This is a genomic window from Glycomyces amatae (assembly GCF_020991375.1).
GTDB lineage: Bacteria > Actinomycetota > Actinomycetes > Mycobacteriales > Micromonosporaceae > Glycomyces > Glycomyces amatae.
Genome location: NZ_JAJLQZ010000006.1, coordinates 73,754 through 99,753 on the forward strand (window position 1 = coordinate 73,754; position 26,000 = coordinate 99,753).

The 26,000-nt window shown below is 67.2% G+C and carries 25 protein-coding genes and 1 tRNA gene; 6 read left to right on the top strand and 20 right to left on the bottom strand.

Going from position 1 to position 26,000, the window contains the following annotated elements:
• Positions 1-72: 72 nt before the first annotated feature.
• Positions 73-1,305 (bottom strand): IS701 family transposase, encoded by a 1,233-nt coding sequence (locus LO763_RS11465; RefSeq protein WP_230602580.1) that lies wholly within the window; start codon positions 1,303-1,305, stop codon positions 73-75.
• A gap of 170 nt (positions 1,306-1,475) precedes the next feature.
• Between LO763_RS11465 and LO763_RS11470 the strand changes: the two genes are divergently transcribed.
• On the top strand, positions 1,476-2,162 hold the full coding sequence (locus tag LO763_RS11470; RefSeq protein WP_230602144.1) for a ribonuclease FAU-1 family protein: 687 nt from the start codon (positions 1,476-1,478) through the stop codon (positions 2,160-2,162).
• A gap of 219 nt (positions 2,163-2,381) precedes the next feature.
• Positions 2,382-3,518 (top strand): IS701 family transposase, encoded by a 1,137-nt coding sequence (locus LO763_RS11475; RefSeq protein ID WP_230602582.1) that lies wholly within the window; start codon positions 2,382-2,384, stop codon positions 3,516-3,518.
• Positions 3,519-4,003: 485 nt separating this feature from the next.
• On the opposite strand, the gene LO763_RS11480 is transcribed toward LO763_RS11475, so the two are convergent.
• From LO763_RS11480 to LO763_RS11505, 6 genes are all read right to left on the bottom strand, one after another.
• Positions 4,004-5,959 (bottom strand): ATP-binding protein, encoded by a 1,956-nt coding sequence (locus LO763_RS11480; RefSeq protein ID WP_230602145.1) that lies wholly within the window; start codon positions 5,957-5,959, stop codon positions 4,004-4,006.
• A gap of 371 nt (positions 5,960-6,330) precedes the next feature.
• Positions 6,331-6,403, bottom strand: a tRNA-Lys gene (locus LO763_RS11485).
• Positions 6,404-6,526: 123 nt separating this feature from the next.
• Positions 6,527-7,945: a tyrosine-type recombinase/integrase gene (locus LO763_RS11490; protein WP_230602146.1), complete on the bottom strand. Its 1,419-nt coding sequence runs from the start codon at positions 7,943-7,945 to the stop codon at positions 6,527-6,529.
• Positions 7,945-8,139 (bottom strand): helix-turn-helix transcriptional regulator, encoded by a 195-nt coding sequence (locus tag LO763_RS11495; protein ID WP_439650287.1) that lies wholly within the window; start codon positions 8,137-8,139, stop codon positions 7,945-7,947. Before LO763_RS11495 ends, LO763_RS11490 begins: the two co-directional genes overlap by 1 nt.
• Before the next feature lie 217 nt (positions 8,140-8,356).
• Positions 8,357-9,217: a TRM11 family SAM-dependent methyltransferase gene (locus LO763_RS11500; protein WP_230602149.1), complete on the bottom strand. Its 861-nt coding sequence runs from the start codon at positions 9,215-9,217 to the stop codon at positions 8,357-8,359.
• Positions 9,210-9,785: a hypothetical protein gene (locus LO763_RS11505; protein WP_230602151.1), complete on the bottom strand. Its 576-nt coding sequence runs from the start codon at positions 9,783-9,785 to the stop codon at positions 9,210-9,212. The genes LO763_RS11500 and LO763_RS11505 overlap by 8 nt, the downstream gene beginning before the upstream one ends.
• Positions 9,786-10,030: 245 nt before the next feature.
• Between LO763_RS11505 and LO763_RS11510 the strand changes: the two genes are divergently transcribed.
• Both LO763_RS11510 and LO763_RS11515 read left to right on the top strand, forming a co-directional pair.
• Positions 10,031-10,912: a restriction endonuclease gene (locus tag LO763_RS11510; RefSeq protein WP_230602153.1), complete on the top strand. Its 882-nt coding sequence runs from the start codon at positions 10,031-10,033 to the stop codon at positions 10,910-10,912.
• Positions 10,913-10,933: 21 nt separating this feature from the next.
• A complete protein-coding gene (locus LO763_RS11515) occupies positions 10,934-12,508 on the top strand; it encodes an endonuclease NucS domain-containing protein (RefSeq protein WP_230602154.1) in 1,575 nt (524 codons plus the stop codon).
• Positions 12,509-12,519: 11 nt separating this feature from the next.
• On the opposite strand, the gene LO763_RS11520 is transcribed toward LO763_RS11515, so the two are convergent.
• The 12 genes from LO763_RS11520 to LO763_RS11575 all read right to left on the bottom strand — a co-directional run bounded on the left by LO763_RS11520 (position 12,520) and on the right by LO763_RS11575 (position 22,681).
• Positions 12,520-15,168 (bottom strand): AfsR/SARP family transcriptional regulator, encoded by a 2,649-nt coding sequence (locus tag LO763_RS11520; RefSeq protein WP_230602156.1) that lies wholly within the window; start codon positions 15,166-15,168, stop codon positions 12,520-12,522.
• Positions 15,165-15,644, bottom strand: a complete 480-nt coding sequence (locus tag LO763_RS11525) for a hypothetical protein (protein ID WP_230602158.1) — start codon at positions 15,642-15,644, stop codon at positions 15,165-15,167. Before LO763_RS11525 ends, LO763_RS11520 begins: the two co-directional genes overlap by 4 nt.
• Entirely contained in the window at positions 15,641-16,093 is a 453-nt protein-coding gene (locus LO763_RS11530) for a TadE/TadG family type IV pilus assembly protein (RefSeq protein WP_230602160.1), read from the bottom strand. Before LO763_RS11530 ends, LO763_RS11525 begins: the two co-directional genes overlap by 4 nt.
• 1 nt (position 16,094) lies before the next feature.
• The gene (locus LO763_RS11535) at positions 16,095-16,508 is read right to left on the bottom strand and encodes a TadE/TadG family type IV pilus assembly protein (protein ID WP_230602161.1); all 414 of its coding nucleotides are present in this window, start codon (positions 16,506-16,508) and stop codon (positions 16,095-16,097) included.
• Positions 16,509-16,523: 15 nt separating this feature from the next.
• Positions 16,524-16,712 carry a hypothetical protein gene (locus LO763_RS11540; RefSeq protein ID WP_230602163.1) on the bottom strand — a complete coding sequence of 63 codons (189 nt, stop codon included), beginning with the start codon at positions 16,710-16,712 and terminating at the stop codon, positions 16,524-16,526.
• 43 nt (positions 16,713-16,755) lie between these two features.
• The gene (locus LO763_RS11545) at positions 16,756-17,601 is read right to left on the bottom strand and encodes a hypothetical protein (protein ID WP_230602165.1); all 846 of its coding nucleotides are present in this window, start codon (positions 17,599-17,601) and stop codon (positions 16,756-16,758) included.
• Positions 17,598-18,296, bottom strand: coding sequence for a type II secretion system F family protein (locus LO763_RS11550; RefSeq protein WP_230602167.1), 699 nt, complete (start codon positions 18,294-18,296; stop codon positions 17,598-17,600). The genes LO763_RS11545 and LO763_RS11550 overlap by 4 nt, the downstream gene beginning before the upstream one ends.
• A 161-nt stretch (positions 18,297-18,457) precedes the next feature.
• The gene (locus LO763_RS11555) at positions 18,458-19,750 is read right to left on the bottom strand and encodes a TadA family conjugal transfer-associated ATPase (protein ID WP_230602168.1); all 1,293 of its coding nucleotides are present in this window, start codon (positions 19,748-19,750) and stop codon (positions 18,458-18,460) included.
• Positions 19,751-19,755: 5 nt separating this feature from the next.
• A complete protein-coding gene (locus LO763_RS11560; RefSeq protein WP_230602170.1) occupies positions 19,756-20,529 on the bottom strand; it encodes a CpaE/TadZ family protein in 774 nt (257 codons plus the stop codon).
• Positions 20,529-21,191, bottom strand: coding sequence for an SAF domain-containing protein (locus LO763_RS11565; RefSeq protein WP_230602172.1), 663 nt, complete (start codon positions 21,189-21,191; stop codon positions 20,529-20,531). Before LO763_RS11565 ends, LO763_RS11560 begins: the two co-directional genes overlap by 1 nt.
• 27 nt (positions 21,192-21,218) lie before the next feature.
• Positions 21,219-22,100, bottom strand: a complete 882-nt coding sequence (locus LO763_RS11570) for a hypothetical protein (RefSeq protein WP_230602174.1) — start codon at positions 22,098-22,100, stop codon at positions 21,219-21,221.
• Entirely contained in the window at positions 22,079-22,681 is a 603-nt protein-coding gene (locus tag LO763_RS11575) for a hypothetical protein (protein WP_230602176.1), read from the bottom strand. The genes LO763_RS11570 and LO763_RS11575 overlap by 22 nt, the downstream gene beginning before the upstream one ends.
• A gap of 124 nt (positions 22,682-22,805) precedes the next feature.
• Here LO763_RS11575 and LO763_RS11580 point away from each other — a divergent pair, with 124 nt between their 5' ends.
• Together LO763_RS11580 and LO763_RS11585 are read left to right on the top strand one after the other, a co-directional pair.
• On the top strand, positions 22,806-23,609 hold the full coding sequence (locus LO763_RS11580) for an IclR family transcriptional regulator domain-containing protein (RefSeq protein WP_230602177.1): 804 nt from the start codon (positions 22,806-22,808) through the stop codon (positions 23,607-23,609).
• A gap of 280 nt (positions 23,610-23,889) precedes the next feature.
• Entirely contained in the window at positions 23,890-24,792 is a 903-nt protein-coding gene (locus LO763_RS11585) for an aminoglycoside phosphotransferase family protein (protein WP_230602179.1), read from the top strand.
• A 269-nt stretch (positions 24,793-25,061) separates the two neighbouring features.
• On the opposite strand, the gene hemC is transcribed toward LO763_RS11585, so the two are convergent.
• On the bottom strand, positions 25,062-25,991 hold the full coding sequence (hemC, locus tag LO763_RS11590) for a hydroxymethylbilane synthase (protein WP_230602181.1): 930 nt from the start codon (positions 25,989-25,991) through the stop codon (positions 25,062-25,064).
• Positions 25,992-26,000: the final 9 nt, after the last annotated feature.

Genomic DNA, 26,000 nt, shown 5'->3' on the forward strand with positions numbered 1-26,000 from the left:
GAGCGCCTGTATGTGGGAAGGGCATGGAACATCAACGCGGTGGTTCTAATACTCCAGTTGCAAGTTCGGGTTTCATGCGGCGAGGGCGAGTTGTCGCTGGTAATGGAGCCGCTTCGCGGTGGCTTGATGGTGGCGGCGCCAAGTTGACCAGCGGAGCCGGTGCAGCCAGTCGAGGTCGGGTGCGATGGCGCTGATTAGTAGATGGCGGATCTCGTTGCAGGTCAGCGGGATCATGTCCGCCGCTTGCGAGTCGGTTTCGCGGGCGCGGGCGACGGCGAGGAAGGCGTAGGCGAGCATCGCGAGGGTGATCCAGCGGTGCCAGGAGGTCCAGGTGCGGACCTGGTGCTCGTCGAGTCCGGCGAGTTCCTTGGCGCCTTGAAAGGTCTCCTCGATCCTCCACCTCATCCCGGCAACGGTCACCAGCGTCTGGAGCGGGACTGGCGCAGCGGTCCAGGTCAGGTAGTAGGCGAGCTCGCCGGTGCGCCGGTTTCGGCGCGCCAGCAGATGCGCGTGCCCCTCGCCCTCACCGACCAGGTCGATCCAGGCCCAGTCGTATCGGCGCAGGCCCTTTGCGTCGTTCCCGGTCGAGCGGTTCTGCCAGGCGACGCCTGCTTGTTCGAGCGTTGCGGCGGCGGTGGTCTTGCCCGCCGCGACGGTGACCGGAGTAGTGCAGGCGACGGCCAGAACATAGGACAGTCGCCGCCGCTGGAGCTGTCTGCGCAGTTCGGGGTTGATGCCGTAGGCCTCGTCACCGACCGCGAAGTCGGCGCCGATTCCGGCATCGAGCGCGGCCTCGATCATGTCGCCGGCGAGTCTGGGCTTGGTGGCGAAGCCGACCTGTTCGGGCACACCGGCTGCTGCGCAGCGCGCGGGGTCGTCGGTCCAGGCTTTCGGCATGTAGAGGCGGACATCGACCGCCGCGTGTCCGCCCGCGGCCGCGAGGGCGAGGTAGACCGCGAGCTGGCAGTTCTCGATCCGGCCCGCCGTACCTGAGTACTGCCGTTGGACGCCCACGGTCGCGGTGCCTTTCTTGAGGTCGCCGGTTTCGTCCACGGCCAGGACCCGCGGTCCCGCTCCGGTGCTCAGGTGTTCGGAGGCCCAGGCGCGGGTCTCGGAGCGGATCCGTGCGTCGTCCCATCTCGCGCGGGAGAGCAGGTGCTGGAACCGCCACGGCCCGGTCTCGCCCGCGTGCTCGGCCAGGGTCCAGCAGTTGCGTCGTTCCAGATGCGCCATCATCGCCTGCGTCAGGCGCTTCGCGTTCTGTCTGGTCTCGATCCGGGCGAATGCCGGGGCGATACGGGCCAGCAGCGCGTCCAGGTCCGACCGCCAGCGGCCCACGTTTACACTCACCACAGCGGTCGGCGTTTTCTTCAGTTGCGTCACAACAACAATGATCACGGCGGCCGTCCCGCGTCCCACAACCGACATCTCCGCAGTCAGAGCACGAACCCTTGCCGAAGTATTAACCTCGATGAATGGCTGACTGCAATGACACCGTGTTCATCCCAGGCCAACAAGTGCTGCTCCGCAACTTCCGCTCGAACGGGCAGTTGATCGCGATCGAGAGCGCCTGTATCGTCGAGGACGGCCCGCGTGGCACGCTCGCCTGGATCGGCCCCGGGATGCCATGTGTCATAAGGGAAGCGGTCGACGGCCGCCGCCTGCACGGTGCGGCTCCCGCTGAACTCGCCGCGGTCAAGACCATCTTGTCCCACAACGAATTTCACTTCAATACCCTCAGCCTGACCCCGCGAGACGCCGACTACTCGGTGATGTGGTTCTTCAGCTCTGAAGGCAGATTCGACCGCTGGTACATCAACCTCCAACGCCCGGCCGAGAGGTGGTGCACCGGCACTGCGGGCGGCATCGACATCGTCGATCAGACGCTGGATGTGCTAGTGGAACCCGACCGCACCTGGCGTTGGAAGGACGAAGCGTCCTTCACCGAACGCACCGGCCATGCCCCCTTCCACACCGCAGCTGAGGCGAAAGCCATCCGCGCCGAAGGAAGGCGACTCATCGGTGAGGCCGTCGCAGGACGCTTCCCCTTCGACGGCACCTGGTGCGATTTCCGCCCCGATCCCTCCTGGACACCCCTGCCGCTGCCAGACGGGTGGGACCGCCCTGCCGCTTGGAAGGCTGCCCCTGAACTTGACTCCTAGCCTTTGACGCTGGTCAGGCTTCGTCCGGGCTGTCAAGATAGCGGCGCCGCCACCCACTACCAGCAGCGACACACCCTCGCCGCATGGAACTCGAACTTACAACTGGAGTACTAGCACGACAGCTGTATTTCGTTGTGCCGCAGCTGTTTTACTATTGCCTTCGTGATCGATGATGTTGCAGCGGAGGATGTCTCGGCGTGGAAGTCGAGCCTCGATGACATGTTCGCCCTCGTTGCGGGCCTGTTCAGCCGCGTGGAACTGCGGCGGCGGGCCAGGTCGTACCTGGTCGGGTTGCTGGCACCGGTAGAACGGAAGAACTCCTGGCAGCTAGCCGAAGCAGCCGGAGACGCCGACCCGTGGCGGGTGCAGCATTTCCTGGGCCGGGCCAAATGGTCGGCTGATGCGGTCCGGGACCAGCTGCGCTCCTATGTGGCGGCGAACCTGGCCGGTCCCGGCGGTGTCCTGGTGGTCGACGAGACCGGCTTCGTCAAGAAGGGACGCCGCTCGGCCGGGGTGCAGCGGCAGTACTCGGGGACCGCGGGTCGGGTCGAGAACTCCCAGCTGGGCGTCTTCCTCGCGTATGCGGGTGAGCAGGGCCGGGCCTTGATCGACCGCGAGCTCTACCTGCCCGAATCCTGGATCGCCGACCGCGACCGGTGCGACGACGCCGGCATACCCGACGACCGTTGGCACCAAGGCGTGTTGACCAAGCCGCGCCTGGCCGAGGCCATGATCGGGCGGGCCCTGGCCGCCGGAGTCGAGGCCGGATGGGTCGCCGCCGATTCGGCCTACGGCCGCGACGGGAAGTTCCGGGCCTTCCTGGAGGTCCGCCGGATGGCCTATGTCGTGGAAGTGCCGGTCAAGCAGACCGTGCCTGACCTCGACGGCAAACGGCGTGTCGACACTCTCATCGGCCGCGCCCCCGAGGAGGCGTGGCATCGGGTCTCGACCGGGCCTGGGGTGCGCGGTGAACGGGTCTACGACTGGGCTTGGGCCACGCTCCCGACCTTCGGTGACCTCCCGGCCGGGTTCGTCCGCACCCTGCTAGCGCGCCGCTCGATCGACGACCCCACTGACATCGCCTACTATCTGTGCTTCCATCCCGACTCGGTCGAGCGGGCCGAGATCGTCCGCGTCGCCGGCGCCCGGTGGGCGATCGAGGAGTGCTTCCAGGCCGCGAAAAACGAGTGCGGACTCGACCACTACCAAGTCCGCAGGTGGGAAGGCTGGTACCGGCACATCACCATGGCCATGCTCGCCCACGCCTTCCTCGCTGTCACCGCTGCCACCGACCCAAAAGCCCACGCGAGCTGGGAAGACTCACAGTCCCCGAGATCCGCCGTCTCCTGGCGGTAGTCCTCCACCCCGCTCGCACTCTCACCCACGCCCTCACCGCCGCCCACTGGCGACGCCGCCACCAAACCCGCGCCCGACAATCCCGATACCAGCGACAATAGAAGCAGCACAACGAAATACAGCTGTCGTGCTAGTGCGAAGGCATTGGACGATCGAGAACAGGCCCCGCCTGGTCAGGGACACCACTTCCGCGAGGATGCCTCCCGACTCCGGACCGGCAACGCGCCCCGCGCCATGGCGGCCTTCCGCAACCTCGCCATCGGAGCGCTGCGCCTCGCCGGAGTCACAAACCTCGCCAAGGCCACCAGGCACAACGCCCGCGACCACCGCAGACCCCTGCCATTCATCGGAATCACCACATGACCGGCATCAGAGATCTTTGCCCACGCCTTGCCGGCACCAACGGATCGAGAGGATCAGGTGCATGTGCCTGGGGGCGTGAGATATGCGCGGTCAGGGATGTGCCCAGCCGATCACACCATCCATCACGCGTTGTCGGTTGGGACCCTCTGGAGCGGCAGGTACTTCTCATGTGTTCGGCGGAGGTAGTCCATGCCCGTCCCCGTGGAGGCCTTGTAGCTGAGCGAGCGCTGGACGAACCTCAGCCGATGGCGTGCAGCCTGGATGATCTGCGCCCATGTTAGGACGCGTACCGTCATCCGCTCGGTCTGCACCGCAACTCCCGGATCGCGATTTTGCTGGTTAATGTCGAGTTCGATCTCGTCCTTGACATCGTCGCCAATGATCCAGAATTCCCAGCGAGTGTCGGTGGTGGCAAAGCGGGCATCTTTGTGTACCGCGTGCGCGTACTTCTTGATCTGACTTAGCTCGGTCTCTCCAATATGCACCGACGGTCGTTTCAACTCGATGACAACGTGTTCGCGGTGGTCAGCATGGTGCTCGATGACCCGACTGAGCAGGAGGTCAACCACGGCGCGGTTGCCGTTCACATCGAGGACCTCGCCGGATTCGAGATCCGCGGGCACCAGGTCTTTGCGGCCGAGCAGATGAGTGTGTGCTTTGAGCGCCGTGGTGAGGGTCGCATCATCTGCAGTAAGCGCGTACTCTTCGCGGAAAACCCAGGTTTCGTTCGCGAGGATCCGGTGAAGTTGACTGCGCTCCTTGGTCTTCTTCTTCAACTCCGGTTCGAACACGATCTCTTCCAATCCGACAAGGAAGTCGAGCCGGTCGGTGATTGCTCTCGCAGAGGCGATGATTGAACTGAAGCTGGTTCGCTGGAGGAGTTCCCGCAGCTCCTTAAGCTGGCTTTCAGGGAGGATGAGGACTTCGGCCAGCACGTCCTGCAGGCTCTCGGGACTGGTCTCCAGCGTCTCCTTGAGCAATCGCAACGATAGGGCTCGTGACTTGCGCTCCACGCCTTCTACGGCCGGAGCGGCGGCGAGTGCGACCACGTCGAAGAGCTCTCGCTCGGCACGCTCGAACAGGTTCGACGGCTCGCCACGGTAAGGGTAAGTATTGTCATCCTTCCACCCCTGCACTAGCGCTGTGCGTCTCTGCGCGGCACGCTCGTTGAAGTGGGATCTCAGGGCATCCTTGGCGGCATGGACGATCCGAGGAACTGGGCCATCGACCATCTCGCCAAGATGCACGAGTGCGTGATGTTCGCGAAACCCTTGCCAGCTGAGGTAGGCGGTGAAGGAGAATCCCGGAGCTTTGATGCCAGGCTGGATCTGATCGAGGGAGACGCCGGTTTCATCGCAGATGTGCAGGGCACGGTCGACGTTCATCCTCCATTCGATCACGGTCAACGCAACACTGTCTTGAACGCCAGCCACTTTCAACGGAATTTCGGTGCGGCTAGCCTGTGCCGCTTCGGGGTCAAGCTCGGTGCCGAGATATGTGACGGTCACCGGGTATTTTGCGAGATAGAGCGCGAACGCTGAGGTCAAATCGTTACGGGTGCTGTTCCGGTTGAGGAGGGCATCTGCTCGCTCGTTGACATTGTCAATGGTCACCGAAGTTCCGGTCTTCCAGCCAAGATCGACGCGTCTCGGTTCGGAAATCTGGAACTCTTTCAATGAACTCTGCCGGCCGGCGATGGTGATCTGAGTGAGTGAGCCGTCCTCGGCTTCAACTGTCGAGCGCCATCGCACAACGCTCCCAAGGCCATAGGCCGCCCAGCGCCCGCGACCAAAGCGACCATGCAGGGTCCGGCCGCGGCGAGTGGTTCGCGCAAACTTCTTCCAGGAGCCACCAAGCTGACCGAACTCCTGCTTGGCCTGATCAAGGGTAATGCCGGTGCCATCATCAGACACGACGATGGCGGCAGTCCCACCCATGATGTTTTCCTCGATCTCGACACGCACTTCTTCGGCATCAGCGTCGAGCGCATTCCAAATCAATTCAGACAGTGCAACGAAGGGACCTCTCACCAGACTGTCTAGGTGATCTTCCTGGACCGAAACCGTCAGTCGCGCCATTGCATCAGTGTTCCATTCCAGAGCCGGGGCCGCAACTCCCCAATCTTCACGGGCACGGGCAAAAGGCCTACCAGTGCTCAACCGGGTCGTTTTATCCTGGCTGGCGTTCGACGGATAGCTTCGATCGCGTCGGCCGGGTCGTCGAAGACAACCACCGCAGCCAGGTACTTCTCGTGTCAGTTGTCGCCGCCCCCTGAGCCTCGGAACCGCCACAACCAGCACCGACATCTCACTGTTCATAAAGTCAGGGCGTACGGATCCATCCACAACCCATCCACAGATCTACGAGCACAAGGCATGGCAACCGCCATCAAACGCTGAAAGGAAATCACCGTGACCAGCAAAATTGCTGCTCACGGCGGTGATGGTAGTGGGCCCCCTCGGACTCGAACCGAGAACCTACGGATTAAAAGTCCGCAGCTCTGCCAATTGAGCTAGAGGCCCTTGCCGAGACCACGCCGTCTCGACACGCGACCCGGGCTGAGGCACCGGGCTGCGGCCTTGATGATACGGCATGGTTCTCAGGCGTTCATCGCGGTGGAGCGGTCACCGTGCCGACCGGCGCGGTCAAGATCCGAGGAAGTCGTCGACCTGCTGGAGCCAGCGCTTCTCGTACCCAATGACGGTGGTGGCGTACCAGCGGCGCAGGATGGCGACGGTGTGGCCCGACCAGGCTGCAACGAACTCTTCGGGGTTGCCGGCCAGCAGACGGAGCAGGATACCCGAGACGCGGTAGCTGTAAGGGCGGTGGAGGAGCGGAGTCTCCCAGTTGTCGGGCCCGAAGGCGAGCTTGCGGGCTTGTTGACAGAGGAGCCACATAGTGCCGGGGCTGAGGCGTCGTCCGAATGCGGAGCGGAAGATGGTGCCGTTCTTGGCGGTGCCATGGGTGTCGATGTGCTCGGTGACGAGCTGGACGACGCGCGGTGGTACCGGGACGGTCCGGCTCTCGCTTTCGGGGCGGTGTTTGAGGGCGCGGATCTCGTGGGTGGATCCGTCGTCGGTCCAGAGCTTGCCGACCTGGGTGACGGCTTTGTGGAAGCGGAACTCTCCCCAGCCTTTGGAGGGGAGTTTGCACAGGTGGATGTTGAGTCCTGCGGCTTCTTCGGGGCGGGCCATCCCGTAGTAGAGGGTGGCGAGCGGGGCGACGTAGAGGGGGCCGGAGGGCCAGGTGTAGGAGACGGCGGCCATGGTGGATTCGACCTCTTCTCGGGTTCCGGCTTCCTGCGGTTTGAAGGTCCCGGCTTCCCTAAACTCGGTCGGGCGCTGCCAATCGAGACGGGGGTTGGCGAGGGGGTTGCTGTCCAATTCCCCCACGATGACCGCTTTCTTCAGCAGTGCAGAAAGCGTGGCGCGGCGCTTGTCGAAGTGCCGGGAGGAAGCGCGCTTCCCGTTGTAGCAGTAGGTCAGCGACTCCAAAAGATCAGCCATAACGATCATGTCCTCCAGGTCGCGGACTCGCGGCGAGTGCGTGGCGACCCAGTCCAGGAGCTCGGTGACTGCTGGTGGTGCGGCGGTGAGGACCGCCAGGGGGTTGAAGGCCCAGTTGCGAAGGATGAGCCGCAGCTCCTTGGGGGAAACCGGCGGTTCGGGGAGGACCGAGACCAGAATGTCCCGCAGACCGTCGGCGTTGCCCACACGGGTGTGCCCGGCTTTGCCCTTCCAGTTCGCGGCGGCGAAGGTCCTGGCGAGGTCGTAGAGGCTGAGCGGAGGCGCCGCCGACAGTTTGGCCTCCTCCTCACGCTTGGCCCGGAGCATGTCGGCGGGCAGCCCTTCGTGGAGGTCGAAGGCGCGGCCTTCGGAGATGGCGTTGTTGAGTTTGTCGCGGAAGGCGACCGCCATCTTCTCGGAGGGGAAGCTCTTGGTGAAGGGCGGGCGCTTGAGTTTGCCGACCCTCCACCGCAGTTGCCATGGGTTGCGCTTGGAGTTGAGCGTGCGGATGGCGTAGATGCTGACTTCCCAGCAGGGCTCGATCTCGACGTGGTGCACTACGGCTCTTCCTTCGGTTCGGAGAGTCCGGCGAGCCAAGCCTCGAAGTCGGCTCGCCGGATGCGCAACTGCCCGTTCGGAAGCCGGATGGCCGGTGGGGCCTTGCCGTCGGCGCGCCACTGCTGCCAGGTTCTGCGTGGCAGCGGCCGGCCGTCCTCGTCGGCGAGAATGCGGAGGATCTCCCCCACCGCCATCCACTCACCGCGGTCGCCGCAGGGACGGCCCTGCCCACTCATGCCCCACCTGCGTTTCCGACCCCCGTGGGGCCGTTGCGCCGGATGGACCCCGCAGATCGCGGGGAGCTGGGACCGTAGGGCGACTTCCGCCTCGCCTCAAGCACCGGACTTCGGCCTCGACCTGCACTGATACCGCGATTCGAGCCGCAGCGGTGCCTTGTCGTGCGTGCCGCGTTCATGACGGTTTCCGGAAGACGAGGACGTCTTCATGCGCGCGGGCGAACAGCTTCTTGCCCTTGCGGCAGGCCTCGCGCACGTTGTGCAGGTGGAAGAACGTCACATGCGGATGCAAGGCGCCGTCCCAGCGCGAGAGGAGCGCGACGCGCCGTTCGGCGAAGTCGAACCCGGCAGCGAGCCCGGCGCGGATCACGAAGGACGGGAAATCGACCAGCGTCCCCGCCTCGGTGAAGGGGCGGGCGGTCACCACCGCGAACCCGCCTGGTTTCAGCGCCTGAAGGCAGCCCGCGAAGACCGCTTCGAGGCCGGCCTGCAGCCGCGATGCCGACGAGGTCGCCAGCGACTCTGGTTTGGGTTTGCCGGTGCTGTAGCGGTGGGCACGGTTGCGGATCTTGCCGCCGGTCACCCGGGAGGTGTCCGGCTGTCCGTGCGTGACGGCCCCGTAGGGCGGGCTGGTGAGCACCATGTCGACCGGGGTTCGCAGCCGCTGGTCTGCCAGGATCCCGGCGAGGTTCGCGGCGTCGCCTTGGAAGACTTCGCCCCAACTCCGTGGGTGAGCGTGCATGGCGGCGTCGACGTTGGCGCGCGCCATCTCCACCCACTCAGGCTCCAAGTCGACGCCGTAGGCGTATCGGCCCAGTTGGATCGCTTCGATTAGCGAGGTCCCCACGCCGCACATTGGATCTAGCACAGTGTCCCCGGGTTTGGAGTAGCGTGCGATCGCGGTGGCGGCGATCTGGGGCCACATCTTCGCCGGGTGCGTGTTCCCCGCGACGTAGGAGGTTGAGCGCTGGCGATGCGGTTTGATCTGTCCGGTCGCCCAGACACTCGGCAGCGGGCGAGGCGTGTGCTTAGACATGGGCACTACCGCCCTCGGCGGTCCGGAGCCAGACGCCGATGCCCCAGTGCGAGGCCGGCGTGGTCGCTCCGTCTGCTCCGGTCCCCGGCGATGCAGTGGCCGCGGCGTCGAACACGGCGGGCGCAGCGGCGACCAGGTAGGCGGTGAACGACAGCGGCAGGAAGCGGATGTCGGTGAGCGTGGCGATGTCGACCGCGTCCTGCTCGTTGCGGCCAGCGAGCACGAGCATGCCGCCGGGCCGCAGCGCCTCGATGGTCGCCTCCAACGCCCCAGGGCAGCGCAGGAGCCACGCCGAAGCGGCGATCATCCCGGCCCGGTGCTCACGGAGTTTGACCGCGAGTGAGGATTCGCAGGCGGCCTCGATGGCGGTGCGGCGTTGTTCGACCTCCGTCAGGCGCGCGAGCGTGCGGGTGGCGGTGGTCCGATGGCGGTAGTAGACATGGGCGCGGCGACCGGCACGCGGTATCGCCTGCCATCCGGGCAGGTCGACGGCGATGATGCGCCCGGTCGGGGCGAGCTCTTCCAGGAGCCCGTCGACCAGATCGGCGGCGTCCCCGACGGTCCACACGGTGAGTGGGACATCGAGGCTACCGTAGCGAGCGATCGCCAGCGGCGGTTGATGTATACGGTTCGGCAAGAGAGCGTCTCACCGGACATCGATGGATCCAGGCATCGAAGGAAGACCACGGGTGAGCGCGAATGCGCGGTAGGTAGGCGCAGGGTGGGGCCCACCCCGGGGAAGAGAATCGGGCGAAGCGGCAGCGATGGACATGAGGACCCCGAATGTCGGCAGGGCCCAGTATCCTGACGCGGGTGGAGGAACAGGACACGATTCCCAAAGTGCCGCAACTGCTGTGGCCGACCTTGTTGGCGGTCCGGGGCCTGGGTGGGAGCGGCTCGGTGAAGGAGATCCAGGCTGAGGTCGCGGGGCTCGAGCAGTTCACCGACGAGCAGCTAGCCGAGATGCACAACGATGGCCCAAGGACGCGCTTGGAGTATCGAGGCGCTTGGGCGCTCAGTCACCTGAAGATCATGGGGTTGCTTGACAACTCCGGTCGCCGGGGTATCTGGGAGCTGGTCGGGCGTGGTGGCGAGATCACCGAGGCGGAGATCCCTGGTCTGCACAGAAAGAAGCTGCGCGAACAGCGGGAGCGCAACCGCTCGAGGAGGGCGGAAACGAAGGCCGAGCACGTCGAGGAGCTTGCCGAGGCCGCTGTTGAGGATGGGGCCGACGACTGGCGGACGGAGTTGCTCACCGAGCTTATGGTGATGGACCCCGCTGGTTTCGAGCGGCTCTCCGAGCGGCTGTTGCGCCGTGCCGGATTCATCAACACTGTCGTGCTCGGCCGTACTGGCGACGGCGGGATCGACGGCCAAGGCGTCTACCGGGTTTCCTTGGTGAGCTTCCCGGTGTATTTCCAATGCAAACGCTACAAAGGGAGCGTCGGGGCGCCGGCGGTGCGGGACTTCCGCGGCGCGATGGTCGGTCGCGGCGACAAGGGCCTGTTGATCACCACCGGCCGCTTCACCGCCGAAGCGCTGGCCGAGGCTACCCGCGACGGCGCCCCGCCAATCGACCTCATCGACGGCGAGCAGCTGTGCGACCTGCTCAAGGACTACGGCCTCGGCGTCACCACTACCCTGCGCTCCGTTGAAGACATCACCATCGACGCCGACTTCCTGCGTCGCATCTGACCCCCGAGTTCGGAGACACCTGTGCGAGAGCACGATCTGCGAGACCAGCTCGCCGCCAACCTCGAGATCCTGGAGCCGAGGCTCCGCCTGGTCCGTACCGAGGCCCGCTTGGTGGCCCAAGACGGCAGAACCGGCCGTGTGGACATCTTGGGGCGCGACCGGCACGACAACATCGTCATCATCGAAGTGAAGCGCTCGAACAAAGCCGCCCGGGAGGCCGCCCATGAGGTCTTCAAATACACCGAGATCCTGTGCCGGGAACAGGGCCATCCCCCAGAGCGAATCAGGGTCATGATCGCCTCCACCGAATGGGCCGAACTTGACCTCTCATACAGCGGCTACGCCGGCCTGACCGGTTTCGACCTGCGTGGCTACCACCTCCAGCTCGACGAGACCGGCAACACCTTGACCGGCGCCAAGCCGGTGACGTTGAAAGGACCGGCCCGCAAAGTCGAACCCTCCGACATCCACCTAACCTTCGTCTTCAAAACCGAGACCGACCGCAACGAGGGTTGGACGAAACTCCAGGACCGCAGCCAGAACTACGGGGCGCCGAACCTGCTCGCCTTCGACTTCACCACTGACGATGAACGTGCGCTCGGCCCTTACCTCCTTTACGTGGTCATCGGTTCGATCGATCCCAATGCCCCGTTCACCGATCGCATCCTGCCAGCCCACCCCGAAGACGAAACAGACTTTCGGGACCGCGAACACTTCCTGCAGTACTGGCTCGTCGCGCGGCTGCTGCCCGACATCACTATGCCCAGCGGATGGGACGCCAGCCACCCAAAGCAGTTCTTCCAGATGTTGGCGGGCCGCTCAATGTGGCGATTCGAAGAACGCGTCCGCTGTTCGGGCACGTTCTCCCTACAAGACCACATCTTCGGCGTCCGGGACTGGGTCGCACTGGTGACGGTGAAATCGGGACTCGAACAGACAACATTCTTCGCCAGCGCCACGCCATCGCAACGAACAGCCTGGACGGCGTTCAAGCAGCGGATCTCAATGGCAATGGGAACCAACCCCGACTGGTGTAACCTCGTCGCCCAAGCGCTGCAACGCATCGAGGACGAGCACCCCGAAGCCGACGTCGAGATCGAAATCCTCAACCCGACCGACCTCGTGGGCGTGCTGCTAGGTTCGTGGCCCGACCAGGTGCAACTATACGAACCGCAACTGAGTATCCGTGTCAGCAATCCCGACGTTGACCCGCATGTTATCCGCGGCGCGCTGGTCGGTCCCGCCGGAAAAATCGACTTCCTGTCCCGATTCCGTATGGTCTACCGCGACCCCTTCGCCTGGATCGCAGCGCGGGCGAGCGATGCGGTCGAATCCGTCGACCTCGAACTGCTTGAAGCGATGGAACTGCGATATGTGCTGCTCGAATACACCGCAAACCCTGATCTGCAGCTATACATGCATTACATAGATGGTGACCAGCCACGCGTCCGAGTCGCAAGTCCAGTCCCGGAACCTCGAGGACAACTTCAGCTGCTCGCAGCCGCTTCGCTCTCTGACTTCCTCGAAGCGCATCAACACCAAGTTGATCTCCTGGTGAACGAGTACCGAGCGAGCCTGGGAATCGAGCGACCATAGTTCACAGGACGTCAAGCACCAACGCGGTCGGTGAGTCGCGCTCGGCGGGCGCGGTGGTGCTCGGCGCTGGCGGTATCGCCCGTGCCGAGGTAATACTCAACGAGCTTGGCGAGGATGCGAATGGCCTTGTCCCGGTATAGATCACGGAGGCGGCTCACTGCGTCGGTATCGACCTCGGGGGCGAGGTCGCCCATGTAGAGCGCAACCGCCGCCTCCAGATGCTCAACGGCCTTGGCCGGGTCGGAGGCGAGCGCGGCAGCCTGTTCGGCGTCGTTGAATTCATCGAGATCAACGATGAAACGGTGGCGTTCGAGTTCGTAGGTTTCGGTAGCGCGCTCGTAGGTGTAGAACTCGGCGGCGTGGTCGCCGGTGGCCTCGCGCAGCGCCCGGCGGGTGTCGATGGCGACGGCCGAGAAGTTGTTCTTGGCGCGGTCGATCTCGACCATGTCGCCGACGACACCTTCGAGGAGTTCGTCGCGGCGGATGGGTCCGTCAGCGCAGGCGAGGACGGTCAGGAACGCGCGGGATCGGCGGCCCTTTTTGAGTGGCACCAGCTGGCCGTCGAGGTAAGCGTCGGGTTGACCGAACAGACACAACCGCAGCACTGGGCCGGTCTCGGGCCGAACTGGCGTGGCTGCCGGGGCGGTGTCCGCCTGCCCGTTGCTGTGTAGATCAGCGGGCTCGGGGAGCACACCATCCTCCGGCTCGGCGTTGGGCGCAGCGAGACCTGCCAGGACTGCCGCGGTGGTGTCTTGGTCGGCGATATGGAGACTGCGGAGCCCTGCGTCAGTCGATCGGCCATGGGCGGCCTGGACCGTGCCGTCTGCTTCCAGGACGAGGCTAGAGGGAATCCAATGGCCGAGGATGAACGCGCTGCGGCCGCCAGTGGCGGCGAGGAACCGTTCCAGCATCGGTCGGGTGGACTCGTCCAGGTCGGTGTCGGCGCACACGACCACCGTGTCACCATCGCCTGCGATGTCGAGTGCTTCGTCGAGCCCGGCGGTGAATCTGACCTGGTCCGAAGCCGCCCCGACACCGAGTTCCAGGCGCAAGTCAGCGGCTTCGGTGACCAGGATCCGGGCTCGCGCGGCGATGGCGGTGAGGATGGCGGCGCGGGTGGCCCCTCGCTGCCCGGGACCCCGCAAGCCGACTCCGGCGGCGGCGAGGTCGCTCAGGGCGACCGGTGTCCGATCGGTGCCGACACCGACGACCGGCTCGGCGACGATCAGTGGTTCGTTGGGCTCGGGGAGGGGCTCGGCGAGTTTGCGGGCTTCGGTCTCGATGATTGCCTCGAGATCGGAGAGGCGCCCGGTTATCACTTCATCCGGCAACGGTTCAGGCAGGCGCTCGCGCTGGGAGCGGCGACGGCGAAGTCCATGCGCGAGAGCGACCACGGTTCCCGCGGCCAGGCAGGTGCCGGCCGCTAGCCACACCCCGAACGGCACCGACTCGGCGAGCGAGGAACCAGCGTTCTGTGACAGTTCTTGTTCGGGCTCTTCAGGATCGGATGACGCCGCTGGTGAGCTCGACGCCTCGGTGTCTGGTTCTGTCTTATCTTCGTCGGGTTCGATCGGGTCGACTGCGGGTGGCTCGACAACCTCGCCCTCCCCTTCCGGGGGCACCGGCGGCGGCTCCGTGGCAGGGGATTCCTCGGGTTCGGTGTCGGGGATGAGGAGTCGCCAGCCGTCGTTGACTTCGTCGGGGTCGTCGAAGGGGCCGCCTGCGAAGGTGCGGTCCTTGTTCAGTTCGAAGATCTCCATGTAGCGGATCGGGTCGCCGAGGTGCGTCTCGGCGATGTCCCACAGTGTCGGGTTATGGGGCCCTACGGTCACGACACGCAGGCCGGTCGCTTCGTCGACGGCGGGGGCGGTGTCGGTGTCGGGGATGAGCAGCTCCCAGCCGTCGAGGACGACCCACGGCTGTGTGAGGCGGTCGCCGTCGCCGATGTCGCGGTCCTGGTTAAGGTCGAAGATCTCCATGTAGCGGCTGCCGTCGCCCAGATGGGTCTCGGCGATGTCCCACAGCGTCGGGTTATGGGGCCCTACGGTCACAACACGGAGTCCGGTCGCCGGGTCGGTCGCGGGCTCGGACGTGTTGGCTTGTCCGGTGGTGGTCTCGGTGCCTGCGGTCGTTGGGGCCGTGGTGGTGTCGATGCGCCACACGAGCGGCCGGGCGGGGTTGTCGGCGGCCGTGTCCGGGTCGTCGAGTTCGAGGCTGGTGGTCGTTGCTGCGGGCGCGGGGGCTGCGACTCCGGCGGTGGCGGGCCAGAGGGCGGCGACGGCGCCGATGAGCGCGCCGGCGAGCCACCGGACCGGACTGGCCGCGTCACGCAGGTGCTCGGGGCTGATGCCCCAGCGGAGGGCGTGGGCGGCTTCGCGCAAGATGATGACGGCCAGCCACGCCCAGGTGACCCATCCGGCCCAGGCGAGGGCGCTGGTCAGGAACTCGTTGGTGAACAGGTGCGGGTACTTCCACGCCGTGCCGTTGGGAAACGGCGGCGGCCATCCGAGCGCGGCCAGGAGCATGAACGGGACGCCGGCGAGGAGTGCTCCCAGCCCGAGGCCGGCGATAATCCCTGCTGCAGTGCGCGCGGCCAACGAGGGCAGCCGGACGGGTTCAGCAAGGTGGCTGCGGTGTCGGTCGGCGGCGATTCTGGTCATGGTCCGTTCCTTCCTCGTACTGCGTGGTTCTCGAGCGCGAGGGGGCTGTCGCCTTGGTCGGGTTCGGCGGTGGCGGTTGCGGTGACGGTGAAGGCGCCGAAGCCGACCGCCGAGAGGACTTGGGTGTCGTAGGTCGTCTCGGCGGTGACGGTGACTTCGGCTTGTGTCGCTGAGACGGTGCCGCCCATGCCGGTGGCGGCGAGCCAGGCGCTGGCGGCGGCTTCGGCTTCGGGCGGGTTGAGGCGGACGATCCCGGACTGGCGGAAGTAGGCGATGTCGATGGCATCGGCCCCGGCTCGTGCGGATTCGGCGGCGGCGGTGGCGACGCGGGCCTTGGCCGCTGCTGCGCCGCCGCCGTCAATGGACAGGCCCACGGCGGCGATGAGGGCGATGAGCAGCGCCACGGCGAACGCGGTCGCGAATCCCTGGTCGTGCCGTTGTCGGCCGAGCCACCGGTGTGGTTGCAGGTCGGTCATGGGACCTCGCTTCGCCATGCGTCGACCGGGGAGGAGGCGACGGCGGTGAGGGTGCGTCCGTCCAGCACCCCGATGCCGGTGCCGGTGACGGTGCAGGTGAGCGTCGCGGTGACGATGCCGCCGGGGGTGAGGTCGCCGCTGATGCCGATCGAGACGCCGGAGCAGTGGTCGGCGGTGCCCGCGCTCGCGGCGGCCTGGGCGGCGGCTTCGGCCTCGCCCATGGTGCGCTCGATGGTCGCGGCCCGGGCGGCGGCGTGCGCGGCACCGTCGAGGTCGATCTGGGCCAGGGCGAGTTTGCCGCCGCCGAAGGCGAACATCATGACCAGCACCAGGACGGGGGTCATGATGACGGCCTGCAGCATGGCCGACCCCGCTTGGTGTGGCAGCGTGCGCTGGCCGAGGCCGGCCCCGGCGCCTGGTCGCAGGAGGTGCGGGTCGTAGGCGGTCATGTCATTCACCGCCGACCGGGACGAAGCGCTCGCGCGGGCCTGTCGCCGTGGCTTCGACCGGCCATTCCAGGCCCGGGATCAGTGAGGGGGCTTCGCCGGTCACGGTGACGGTGACCGTTTCCGCGCCTTGGTCGACGGTGATGGCGACGGAGGCGAGCGAGCCTCCGGCATTGCGGCTCAGCGACGCCGATCCTTCGCCGGAGGCCGCCGCCGCGGAGCCGTCCTCGGCTCTGCCGGTCGCCAGGGCGGTCTGGGCGGCTGCGGCGGCGACGTGGTGGGCGTGCGCCCAGATGCTCATCTGCATGACGGCCAGGACCAGCAGCATCATCACGCTGGCGGCGATGACGCCTTGGATTGTGGCCGAGCCGCGGTCGCGGCGGCGCTGGTGGTGTTCCCACAGCGGTGTGGTTTCCATATCGGTATCGCCGCCTCAGAAGCTGATCGCTCCGGCGGCGGTGAGCACGGCGCCGGTGATGATGGCGGCGGCCGCGAGCGCGCCGACGACCATGGCGGCGGTGTAGCCGACCTCGTCGGGCATGCCCCCGCGTGCTGGTGTCGACCGGATCTCATCGATCCAGATGCGCACCTGCAAGCGTGCGATCGTCCATTGCGTGTTCATGTCGAAACCCCCGTTGCAAACCTGTTGTGTCGTATGTGGTCGTCTAGAGGCCGCCGAGGACGTTGGCGATGGCGGCGTAGACGATGAGGATGATGAAGCCGATGGCGGTCAGGACCGAGGGCAGGCTCATCTGCTCGGTCCGGGTGTTCTGCAGGGCCTCGTCGTCGGCCATGCGGGCGGTGCGCAGGGCGCGGGACCGGTCGGTCAGGCTCTTGCGGACGCGGGCGCCTTCGGTCCCGGCGAGACCGGTGGTAGCAGCGAGCTGCTGGTAGGCAGGGACGCCGATCCTGCGCCCGAGCGCACCGAGGGCTTCCCACGGCGTCTGGTGCAGGATTGCGGCGCGATCGAGCGCGGTGCGGATGGCCACGAACTCCGGGCCTCGCCCGGCGCTGGCAGCGGCGTGGAGGGCGGATTCGACGCCGGCCCCGCCGGTCAGATTCAGCGCGCACAGGTGCAGGTAGGTGGCGAGGGCCCGCAGGTACAGGCGGCGCTGGTCCTTCGCGGCCGACCGGATGGCCGCGCCCACGAAGCTGGCGGCCAGGAACGCGACGCCGCACGCGCCGAGCACGGTGAACACCGGGGAGAGCCCGAGTGCGATGAGCAGCGCCGCCAGGGCGAACGGGACGACGATGGCGATGGCAAGGCGACGCAGGTAGGTGGACTCGGGCACGTTGATGACGGTCAGGTCGGCGCGGAGGCGTGCCGAGGGCACGCCGAAGCGCGCTGCCGTGGCCGACAGGCCTGTGGGCGCGAGCGGGTCGGCGCCGAGGTCCTCCAGGTGTTCGATGGCGGCGGCGAGCGCGGGCCGGGTCGGGCGCAGTGCCGCCCAGACGCCGGTGAGGCCGAGGCCGAAGACGGCACCGAGTGCGATGGCGATCGGCAAGGTCATGACGGCGCTCCTTGCCTGAGGAAGGAGGGCGGTCGGTCGTCGGCGGCGAGCTGGTGCAACCACACGAGCCCGAGCCCGGTGCAGCCGAACGCGACCGCCATCACCACCTGCCCCACCGGGAGGTCATACGGTGCGAGGAAGTCGCCGCCGAAGGCAACGAGACCGACCGCCATGGCGACGGTGATGCCCGTGATGACCCGCACGGAGGTGCGGATACGGGCCCGGGAGGTGTGGATGCGCATCCGCATCGCGGCTTCGTCGCGTGCGGCGGTCGCAAGATCGTCGAGGACCTCGGCGAGGTTCCCGGCCCGCTGCGCGGCCTCGCACAGCGCCATCACGGTCAGATCGGCCGTTTCGTCGTCCACGCGGGCGGCGAAGGACCGCAGCGCGGCCTCCAGGCCGACACCGGCATGGAGATCGGTGACCAGATCGGCGATGTCGTCTTCGAGCGCGGGCGGCGCGAACTTCGCCGAGGAGGTGATGGTCTGCTCCAAGCCGGCCGCGGCGGCGAGATTGTCGCGCAGTCCCTCCACCCAGGAGGCGATCGCGTCGATCTTCACCAGCTCGGCCCGGTAGGCGGCCTCGCCGCCGAACAGGACCGGGCCGAACCAGATCAGCGCCCCGGCCCCGGCGGCGGCGACCGGCCATGCGGTCGCGGCCCACGCGGCGGCGACGGCGGCCCCTGTCGCGGCCATACGGGCGAGGGGAAGGCGGCGGCGGGCCTTGGCCGGGGCACCAGCTCCGGGGCCGCCTGTCGCGCCCGCAGCGACTGGGCCCAGGCGCCCCGTGGCCGCCAGTACCAAACCCACGAGCGCCAGTCCGAACACGGCCCCGAGTGCGATGGCGATCGGTGTGCTCACAGCGTCTGCCTCCCCGGGCGCGGGCGGGTCCACCCGGCTTCGATGAGCCGGTCGGCGCGCTCGTCGCTGATCGGCGCACCGAGCCCGGCGCCTCCGGGCGCCGGCGTCCACAACTCGTTCGTGGCGACCATGGCCCCGTCGGCGGCACGGATCTCGCGGATCGAAGCCACGTAGCGACCGTGCCCCGGGGTGTGCCGGAGCTGGATGATGAAGTCGAGTGCGATCGCGATGCGCTCAGCAGTGGTCTCGGGGTCGTCGCCGGCCGCACGGGCGTAGGACTTGAGCTTGGCGACCACGCCGGCGCTCGAAGACGTGTGAATGGTGGAGAGCGACCCGTCCTTGCCGTTGGACATCGCCTCCAACATCACTGACGCTTCGGCGCCGCGGACTTCGCCGACGATGACCCGGTCGGGCGTCATCCGCAAACTGGCACGGAACAGGTCTGCCGCGGTGACGGCGCCCTGCCCTTCGATGTTGGCGTCCCGGGTTTGCAGGGAGACGACGTTGCCGTGCCGGTCGTCCTTGTGCAGGCCGAGCTCGCGGGCGTCTTCGATGGTCACGATGCGCTCCCAGGCGGGGACGAGTCCGGCCAGGGCCGACAACATGGTGGTCTTGCCCGAGGCGAAGGGTCCGGCGACGATCGCGTTGCACCGGGCCAGGACGAGTGCGTGCAGGAAGTCGGCGATCTCATCGGAGACCATGCCGTTCGCGGCCAGTTCGGCGAGGTCGGCCTGGGCGATGCGGTGGCGGCGGACGGAGATGGCAGGCCGGTCGGCGACGTCCATGATCGCGTGCAGTCGCGACCCGTCCGGCAGTTCGAGGCTGAGTTCGGGTGAGGCGTGGTCGAAGCGCCGCCCGGCCGCCGAGGCGAGGGAGCGCACTAGGGCGATGAGGGCCTCGTCGGAGGCCGCGATCGGCGCGGCCGGGACGGGCCGAGCCCCGGCCCGAGTGGTCCAGACGTTGTCGCAGCCATTGGCGACGAGGTCCTCGATCGTCTCGTCGGCCAGGTGCGCGGCGAGCGCGCCGAGTCGGCCCAAGCGCGACTCGACGCTCTGGCGCAGGCGTGCCTGCGCTGGTCCGGTGATCGGTTGCTGGCCCTTTTGGCGCATGCGGGCTTCGTTCATCTCCCGCATCGCTGCCGCCACCGCCGCGCCGATCGCCTCGGTCCGCCGCGCGTCGTCGAGGTCGTCGGTCTGGGCGAGGCGGGTGTTGGCCAGGGCGAACAGCTCGGCGATCAACGCGCCGCTTTCACCGCTGTCGAGCGCTTCATCCTCGATCGTGTCAGTCATGGCGCTCACCGCTCGGCTTCGATGCTGGTGTCGGTGATCGCGAGCTGCTCGGGCGCCTCGGCGACCTCGAGCAGCGCTTGGGCGAGGGCGCGCCACGGCTTGAGCGCGTGGCGACGCCGCCAGGTAAGCGGGTCAGGACCGATCGGCTTCGCCGGACCCAGAGCCCCGAGGACCTGCAGATTGACGTCGGCGGCCAGCAGCAGGTCAGCGACCTCCTCGGCCGCGTACTCGCCGGGTGCGACCGCGACGGCCAATCGCGCGCCCAGGGCCTCGGCCTGGCGCAGATCGCCAGCGCGCGAGCGCAGGTGCGCGACCCCGGCCAGGGAGCCTTCGACGACCAGGAGGGTGGCGTCAGCGGCAGTGGCGATCGGCCAGGCCGCCGAACCCCAGTCCAGGCGTCCGCAGTCTGCGACCGTCCACGCACCCGGCCGGTCCAGGATCTTCGCTCCTGGGGCAGCGATCGTCGGCAGCGCGGAGCGGACCCCGGCGCCGCCTGGAGCGGCACACACCACCCGCAGCTCCACCCCACCCGCCGTGATCGTCTGTACGCCGTCCTCGACGGCTTCGGGATCGCCCGTTCCGAACTCGGCTGCGGCAGCGGCGACATCGGTAAGTCCGGGGCGCGAGTGCAAACGCCAGTTGGCCGCGATGTCGCCCCCGGACGGATCGCACTCCACCACCGTCGGCAGCACCTCCTGCGGCCAGCAGATCGCCAACGCGAGGGCGGTCGTGGTGACGCCGGGCCTGCCTTTGAGCGACCCGACAGCGATGAGGCCCATCAGTTCCCGCCCTCCCCGGCCGGTGCCGTGGTCGCCTCACCGGAAACCGCCGGCGGCGTGATCACCACCAGCAGCGACGTCGGCTCCGCACCCACCAGACCCGTCGCGTCGGCCTCGGCCATGGACACGGTGAGGAGTGCCCCGCCCGTCTCCGGCACCGTGACCCGATGGACTACCGCTCCGGCCTTCCAGATCGCGCCGTTCGCGCCGGTCGCCATGACCGCCACCGACTGGCCCGGCTGCAGCGTCTCGGGCCACCGGCCATCGGCGGCCAGCAGCGTCGTCTCCACCATCCCCAGGGACGGCATCCGCGCCTCCCCGACCACCTCGGTGGTGATCAACGCTCCCGTCGTCAGCGGAATCGCGACTGTCTGCCCCACGACCTCGTCCGCCTGATCGGCGCGCATCGCGCCCAGCGCCCTGGCCGTGTCAGCGTCGACCTTCGTCTCGGCCAGGTCCCCGCCGTCGACGACTTGCCCCGCGACCATCGGGGCCGCGGTGACCAGGATCTGGACCTGCTCCTCCTCGGTGGAGAACGCCAACAGTGCGAAGACCGTGGCGCTGGCGAGCGCGGCGAGGATGCTGACGCTGAGCACCAGCGCGCGCCGTGACAACCCGCGCCGTGCCTGTCTCGGCTGCTGCGAATCGGATGGTTCTGCCATGGTTTTCGTTGCCCCCGTTGGTTACTGCTACTGCTGGTTCAGCGATTGCGACTCGATGACCGGCCAACTTTCTACTTCGGTCGTTGTCATGTCCGGCGAGGTTCCCGAGACGCTTTCGCCAGGCCAGACCACTTCCCACGTGATGTGCCAGGTGATGTCCACCTGGACGTCGAGTTCCTCAGCGCTGGGCTGGGTGTAGGTGTGGCCGCATGGACCTTCGGTCTCAGGGTCGGTTCCCGGATCCCATTCCTCACCGCGATCGGCGCAGGTGACGACGTGCCCATCGCCCATGTCCCAGACGGCCTGCACCGGGGTGGCGGTCGCGGTCGCGACTTGGCTTCCCAGGGAGGCCTCGGCGGTCTGCGCTTCCCAGGACGCTTCGGTGACCGCCAGCCACGTCGGCAGATTGACCAGCTGGACTGATTCCGGCGAGGCCGCAATGCCCGGTCGAGGCAGCGTGAGCCGGTCGACGGCCTGCTGAGCCAGGAGCGCGGGATCGATGAGGACCTGTCCGTCGGCTCCTGCTGCAACCCATTCGGCTCGTTTGATGGTCTCGCCGGCGGCGCTCGTGCAGGTCTCGACAACCAGTTCATAATCGCCCTTCGGGCGGTCGCCCGCGATGGCGTGCGTCTTCGCGTCGGTCTCGACGACCGTGAAGGAACAATCAGCGAAAGGCCCAGGATCGACGCCGCCTCCCGCCGACGGCGCCTCCTCTCCCCACTCACCGAAGTCGGTACCGCTGCCGCCATCGTTGCCGGGGACCTCAACGCCGACTTCACAGCTATCGGCGGTGTCCGAACAATCGGGTCCCAATGGGTCGGCACTGCCGGCCTGCGGGATTGCCAGGACGCACATCCACAAACCGGTGATGAGGATGCCTGCTCGGATCAGGAATCGTCGGGCACGCATGAGCCGATCTCCTGTACTGCCATGGCCGTGACAATCCAGTACCCGTCGAGCAGCTCGACGCGGCTCTGGACTTCGCGGTATCCGTACTCTTCGCCTGCTACCGGGTTGTCCTCCGCATCAAGCACCTGTGTCTGCGTGGAGTCGGCGCAGTCGATGAGGACGACCTGCTGGACCTCGTCAGTCAGCAGGGTGTCCTTGACCGTGACGTGGTGGATGATGTCGCCTTCACCGTGGGTGCCTTCATCAATGCCACGCTGTTCGATCGCTATGGCCTGTTCGAGGGCTTGGCCGGTGGCGAGGGCTTCGAACTCGGTGAAGTCGCCGTCGGGTGCGGCGAAGGATCGCATCGCCTGCTCCCAGTAGCGGGTATAGGCGGCGATCGCGGCCTGCTCGGGGTCTTCGATGGCCTCGGGGGCAAGGCTCGGAGACGACGCATGACTCGGCGGCTCGGATGCGGTGCTCGTCGGGTCGGCGGGGATGTCGGAGGTGTCGGTGCAGGCGGCAGCGATGAGGAGGGAGGCGAGGGTGAACGAGGAAACGCGAATCATAGTCGCGGACGCCGAGATATTCTTCGTAGGCATGAAGTCACTCTGTGTCAAATAGCTGACAGTCGCAAGCGCAAAGCCGACAGAACCGCATACTCACGGCGCATGGTGGCGCACGCGAGCGAATCCAACCTCTCTGACCGATTCCCAGGAGCCAGCGATGGACCACCCGCCCGACCCGATCCCAGAGCCCAGAGACCGGGAGCAGGACCTCGCCACCGTCGACAAGACCCTCGCGATCTACACCGCCCTCGGCAGCTCGAAGACCCCGCTGTACCTCCGGGACCTCGAACAGCGCTGCGCCCTGCCCCGCCGCACGATACAGCGGCACCTGGACTATCTCGAGTCACGCGGGTTTGTACAGCGAACCGGCGCCGGTCGCTATCTTCTCGACCCCGCTGCCCGGTTGCCGCTCGGCGCCGCCGACCACGACGGCATCGACCGCGTCCTGGCCGAGTTCACCAAGTGCACCGGCCGCGACGTCGCTCTCGCGACGCTCAGCGGCGGGCGGTTGGCCATCAGCCACCTCCACCCCAGTCCTGAAGGCGAGTCGCTGCTGCAGGGGATCGACCCTCGGGCCATGCACGCCACTGCCGCAGGCAAATGCCTACTCGCCCAACTGCCGAATCAGGAGCGCCGCAGGCTCATGATCCTCACCGGCATGCCGCGGTACACCGATCGAACGATCACCGATGTCAAGCGCCTCGATGCGAGCCTCAAGGCGCAGCAGGACGAAGTGTGGAGCGCCGAAGGCGAGTACTGCGAGACGGGGGCCTGCCTGGCCATCCTCGCGCACCCCGGCACCACCTATGGCGACAGCATCGCCCTCACCACCTCAGTACAGGCCGCCGAGTTCACCCAGATGAAAAGGGAACTGGGCATCAGCCTGCTCCGCGGTGTCGCCCGGCTGCAAACGGTCATCGGACCACTGCAACCGCCGAGGTTCGGCCCGGTCGCGATATAACGCCACTACGGCACCGCGGGGTGATTATTACGCTCTGGAGCGGCCCCGAGTTCTGGTGGGTTTGGGCCCCGGTTCGGGGTTGGAGCTGGGGCCGTTTCCAGGTTGGTTTGGCCCCACCTGGCTTGGTCGGCGGTGGCCTTCTGGGTTTGGGCGAGTCGGTAGGCGTCGGTGCCGGTCTCGATGTTGGTGCCATTGAAGGCCGAGCGGGCGACACTGGCGGCGCAAGCAGCGCTCGCCTAAATCAGATGCCATGACCGGTGTTTGATGTGAGACTGCCAGAGTGATCGAAGTACCGGACGCCGTACGCAACAAGGTTCGCGCTGCCGGTGCCGACGACTGGCTTGAGCGCCTGCCCGCACTGGTCGCGAGCCTTGAGGCTGACTGGTCGATCACCGTGGGGCGCCCGTACACGGGCGGGTCCGAGGCCTTCGTGGCCGAAGCGACCCGGGCGGATGGGGCCGCAGCGGTACTCAAGGTGCTGGTGCCGGGGGTGGGGAACGACGCCGCCAACGAGGCGACGGTGCTCGGCATCGTCGGAGGAGCAGGATGCCCGGCGCTCTACCGATATGACGCCGACCGAGGCGCGCTGCTCATGGAACGACTGGGGCGGCCGATGTTCGAACTCGGTCTACCGCTCTCGCGTCGTCTTGCCATGCTCTGCGATACCGCGGCGCGCATCTGGCGGCTGGCGCCGGACTGTGGACTGCCCACCGGCGCCGAGAAGGCCCGCAGGCTCGCCGACTTCATCGCGAGGTTGTGGGAGGAACTCGATCACCCCTGTTCGGAGAAGGCGCTCGAGCACGCCCTCGTCTCGGCCCGACGGCGGGAGCGAGCGCACCGCGACGAGCGGGCCGTCTTAGTCCACGGCGACGTGCACCAACTGAACGCGCTGCAGAGCGATGGCGGCTTCAAGCTGGTCGATCCGGACGGTCTCCTTGCGGAGGCCGAGTACGACCTGGGGGTCCTGATGCGTGGAGACCCGGTCGAGCTGCTCGCTGGCGACCCCTTCGAGCGGGCCCGTTGGCTGGCCGCCCGGACCGGTCTCGATCCCGTGGCCGCCTGGGAATGGGGCGTGATCGAGCGGGTGTCGACAGGACTGCTCTGCACCCAGATTCACCTTCAGCCGCTCGGCCGGGACACGCTGCGGGCGGCGGAGGCTGTCGCTGGTTTGTCAATGTCGTAGCTGCTCGGCCAGGTGCAAGGTGCCCGCTGCACCATCGACGATCCCCTCTGCCTCGGATACCCGGCCCCTGTATGGCCACGCGGCCGCTAGGGTGGGGCCATCCCAATCTGGAACCAGCTTTCGCCCCTGCCCAGTGGGGCCACACGAACCCGGAAGCTGGAGCCACTACAACCCGTAATAATCAGCGGGGCGAGACCGTATCTGGCCTCATGTCCTTTTTCCATCACACCGGCGGGCCTGCGAGCTCCTACCTTCGAACCTCAGCGATCTCAGTGTTCGATGGCGGCGATGAGTTCGCGTCCGCCCTGGCGGGCGATGGCGAGTCCGACCGCGGTGCCGAGGTCGGCCGGGCTCAGCGCACCGGCGGTCTCGGCGGCGTCGAGGACGGTCTTGCCGTCAAGGGAGTAGACCGCGCCCTGCAGGCGCAGTTCTCCCTCAACGTGGCGGGCGTATCCGGCGATAGGTGAATTGCAGTGGCCCTGGAGGACGTGGAGGAACATTCGCTCTGCCGCGGCTTCGCGCCAGGTGGTGGCGCAGTTGAGCGGCGCGAGGATCTCGAGGGTGTCGGTGTCGTCTTCGCGGCATTGGAGGGCGAGGATGCCCGCCCCGACCGGGGGCAGGACCATATCGGGTTCGAAGACTTGGGTGATCACCTCGGCCCGTCCGATGCGCTCCAATCCGGAGACGGCGAGCATCGCTGCGTCGACGTCGCCGTTGAAAAGCTTCTCCAGTCGCTTGTTGGCGTTGCCGCGGAACAGGACGCATTCGAGGTCGGGCCGGTACTGTGCGAGCTGGGCGCGGCGCCGGACCGACGAGGTGCCGATGCGGGCCCCGGCCGGAAGCCGGTCGAGGGTGAGCCCGGCGGGGCTGACGAGCGCGTCGCGGACGTCATCGCGCTCGAGGTAGGCGGCGATCATCATCCCCTCGGGGAGGGGGCGTTCGCCGGGCATGTCCTTGAGGCAGTGGACGGCCACGTCAGCTGCTCCGGCTTCGAGGACGGCGTCCACTTCGCGTACGAAGTGGGCTTTGCCGCCGAGGTCGATGAGCGCGCCGGTCCACTTGTCGGCGGTGGTGGTGATCGGTACGACCTCGACGGTGAGACCGGGGTCGGTGGTGGCGAGGAGGGATCGGACCCGCTCGACTTGGGCGAGGGCCATCGGGGACGAGCGGGTCACGATCCGCAGGATTCGGCCAGTCATGGACCTACG

Coding starts and splice junctions, on each gene's coding strand:
- LO763_RS11470 (WP_230602144.1), top strand. CDS start 1,476: ATGGCTGACTGCAATGACACCGTGTTCATCCCAGGCCAACAAGTGCTG.
- LO763_RS11475 (WP_230602582.1), top strand. CDS start 2,382: ATGTTCGCCCTCGTTGCGGGCCTGTTCAGCCGCGTGGAACTGCGGCGG.
- LO763_RS11480 (WP_230602145.1), bottom strand. CDS start 5,959: ATGGCGCGACTGACGGTTTCGGTCCAGGAAGATCACCTAGACAGTCTG.
- LO763_RS11495 (WP_439650287.1), bottom strand. CDS start 8,139: ATGGCGGTGGGGGAGATCCTCCGCATTCTCGCCGACGAGGACGGCCGG.
- LO763_RS11500 (WP_230602149.1), bottom strand. CDS start 9,217: ATGTCTAAGCACACGCCTCGCCCGCTGCCGAGTGTCTGGGCGACCGGA.
- LO763_RS11520 (WP_230602156.1), bottom strand. CDS start 15,168: ATGACCAGAATCGCCGCCGACCGACACCGCAGCCACCTTGCTGAACCC.
- LO763_RS11525 (WP_230602158.1), bottom strand. CDS start 15,644: ATGACCGACCTGCAACCACACCGGTGGCTCGGCCGACAACGGCACGAC.
- LO763_RS11530 (WP_230602160.1), bottom strand. CDS start 16,093: ATGACCGCCTACGACCCGCACCTCCTGCGACCAGGCGCCGGGGCCGGC.
- LO763_RS11535 (WP_230602161.1), bottom strand. CDS start 16,508: ATGGAAACCACACCGCTGTGGGAACACCACCAGCGCCGCCGCGACCGC.
- LO763_RS11540 (WP_230602163.1), bottom strand. CDS start 16,712: ATGAACACGCAATGGACGATCGCACGCTTGCAGGTGCGCATCTGGATC.
- LO763_RS11545 (WP_230602165.1), bottom strand. CDS start 17,601: ATGACCTTGCCGATCGCCATCGCACTCGGTGCCGTCTTCGGCCTCGGC.
- LO763_RS11550 (WP_230602167.1), bottom strand. CDS start 18,296: ATGGCCGCGACAGGGGCCGCCGTCGCCGCCGCGTGGGCCGCGACCGCA.
- LO763_RS11555 (WP_230602168.1), bottom strand. CDS start 19,750: ATGACTGACACGATCGAGGATGAAGCGCTCGACAGCGGTGAAAGCGGC.
- LO763_RS11560 (WP_230602170.1), bottom strand. CDS start 20,529: ATGGGCCTCATCGCTGTCGGGTCGCTCAAAGGCAGGCCCGGCGTCACC.
- LO763_RS11565 (WP_230602172.1), bottom strand. CDS start 21,191: ATGGCAGAACCATCCGATTCGCAGCAGCCGAGACAGGCACGGCGCGGG.
- LO763_RS11570 (WP_230602174.1), bottom strand. CDS start 22,100: ATGCGTGCCCGACGATTCCTGATCCGAGCAGGCATCCTCATCACCGGT.
- LO763_RS11575 (WP_230602176.1), bottom strand. CDS start 22,681: ATGCCTACGAAGAATATCTCGGCGTCCGCGACTATGATTCGCGTTTCC.
- LO763_RS11580 (WP_230602177.1), top strand. CDS start 22,806: ATGGACCACCCGCCCGACCCGATCCCAGAGCCCAGAGACCGGGAGCAG.
- hemC (WP_230602181.1), bottom strand. CDS start 25,991: ATGACTGGCCGAATCCTGCGGATCGTGACCCGCTCGTCCCCGATGGCC.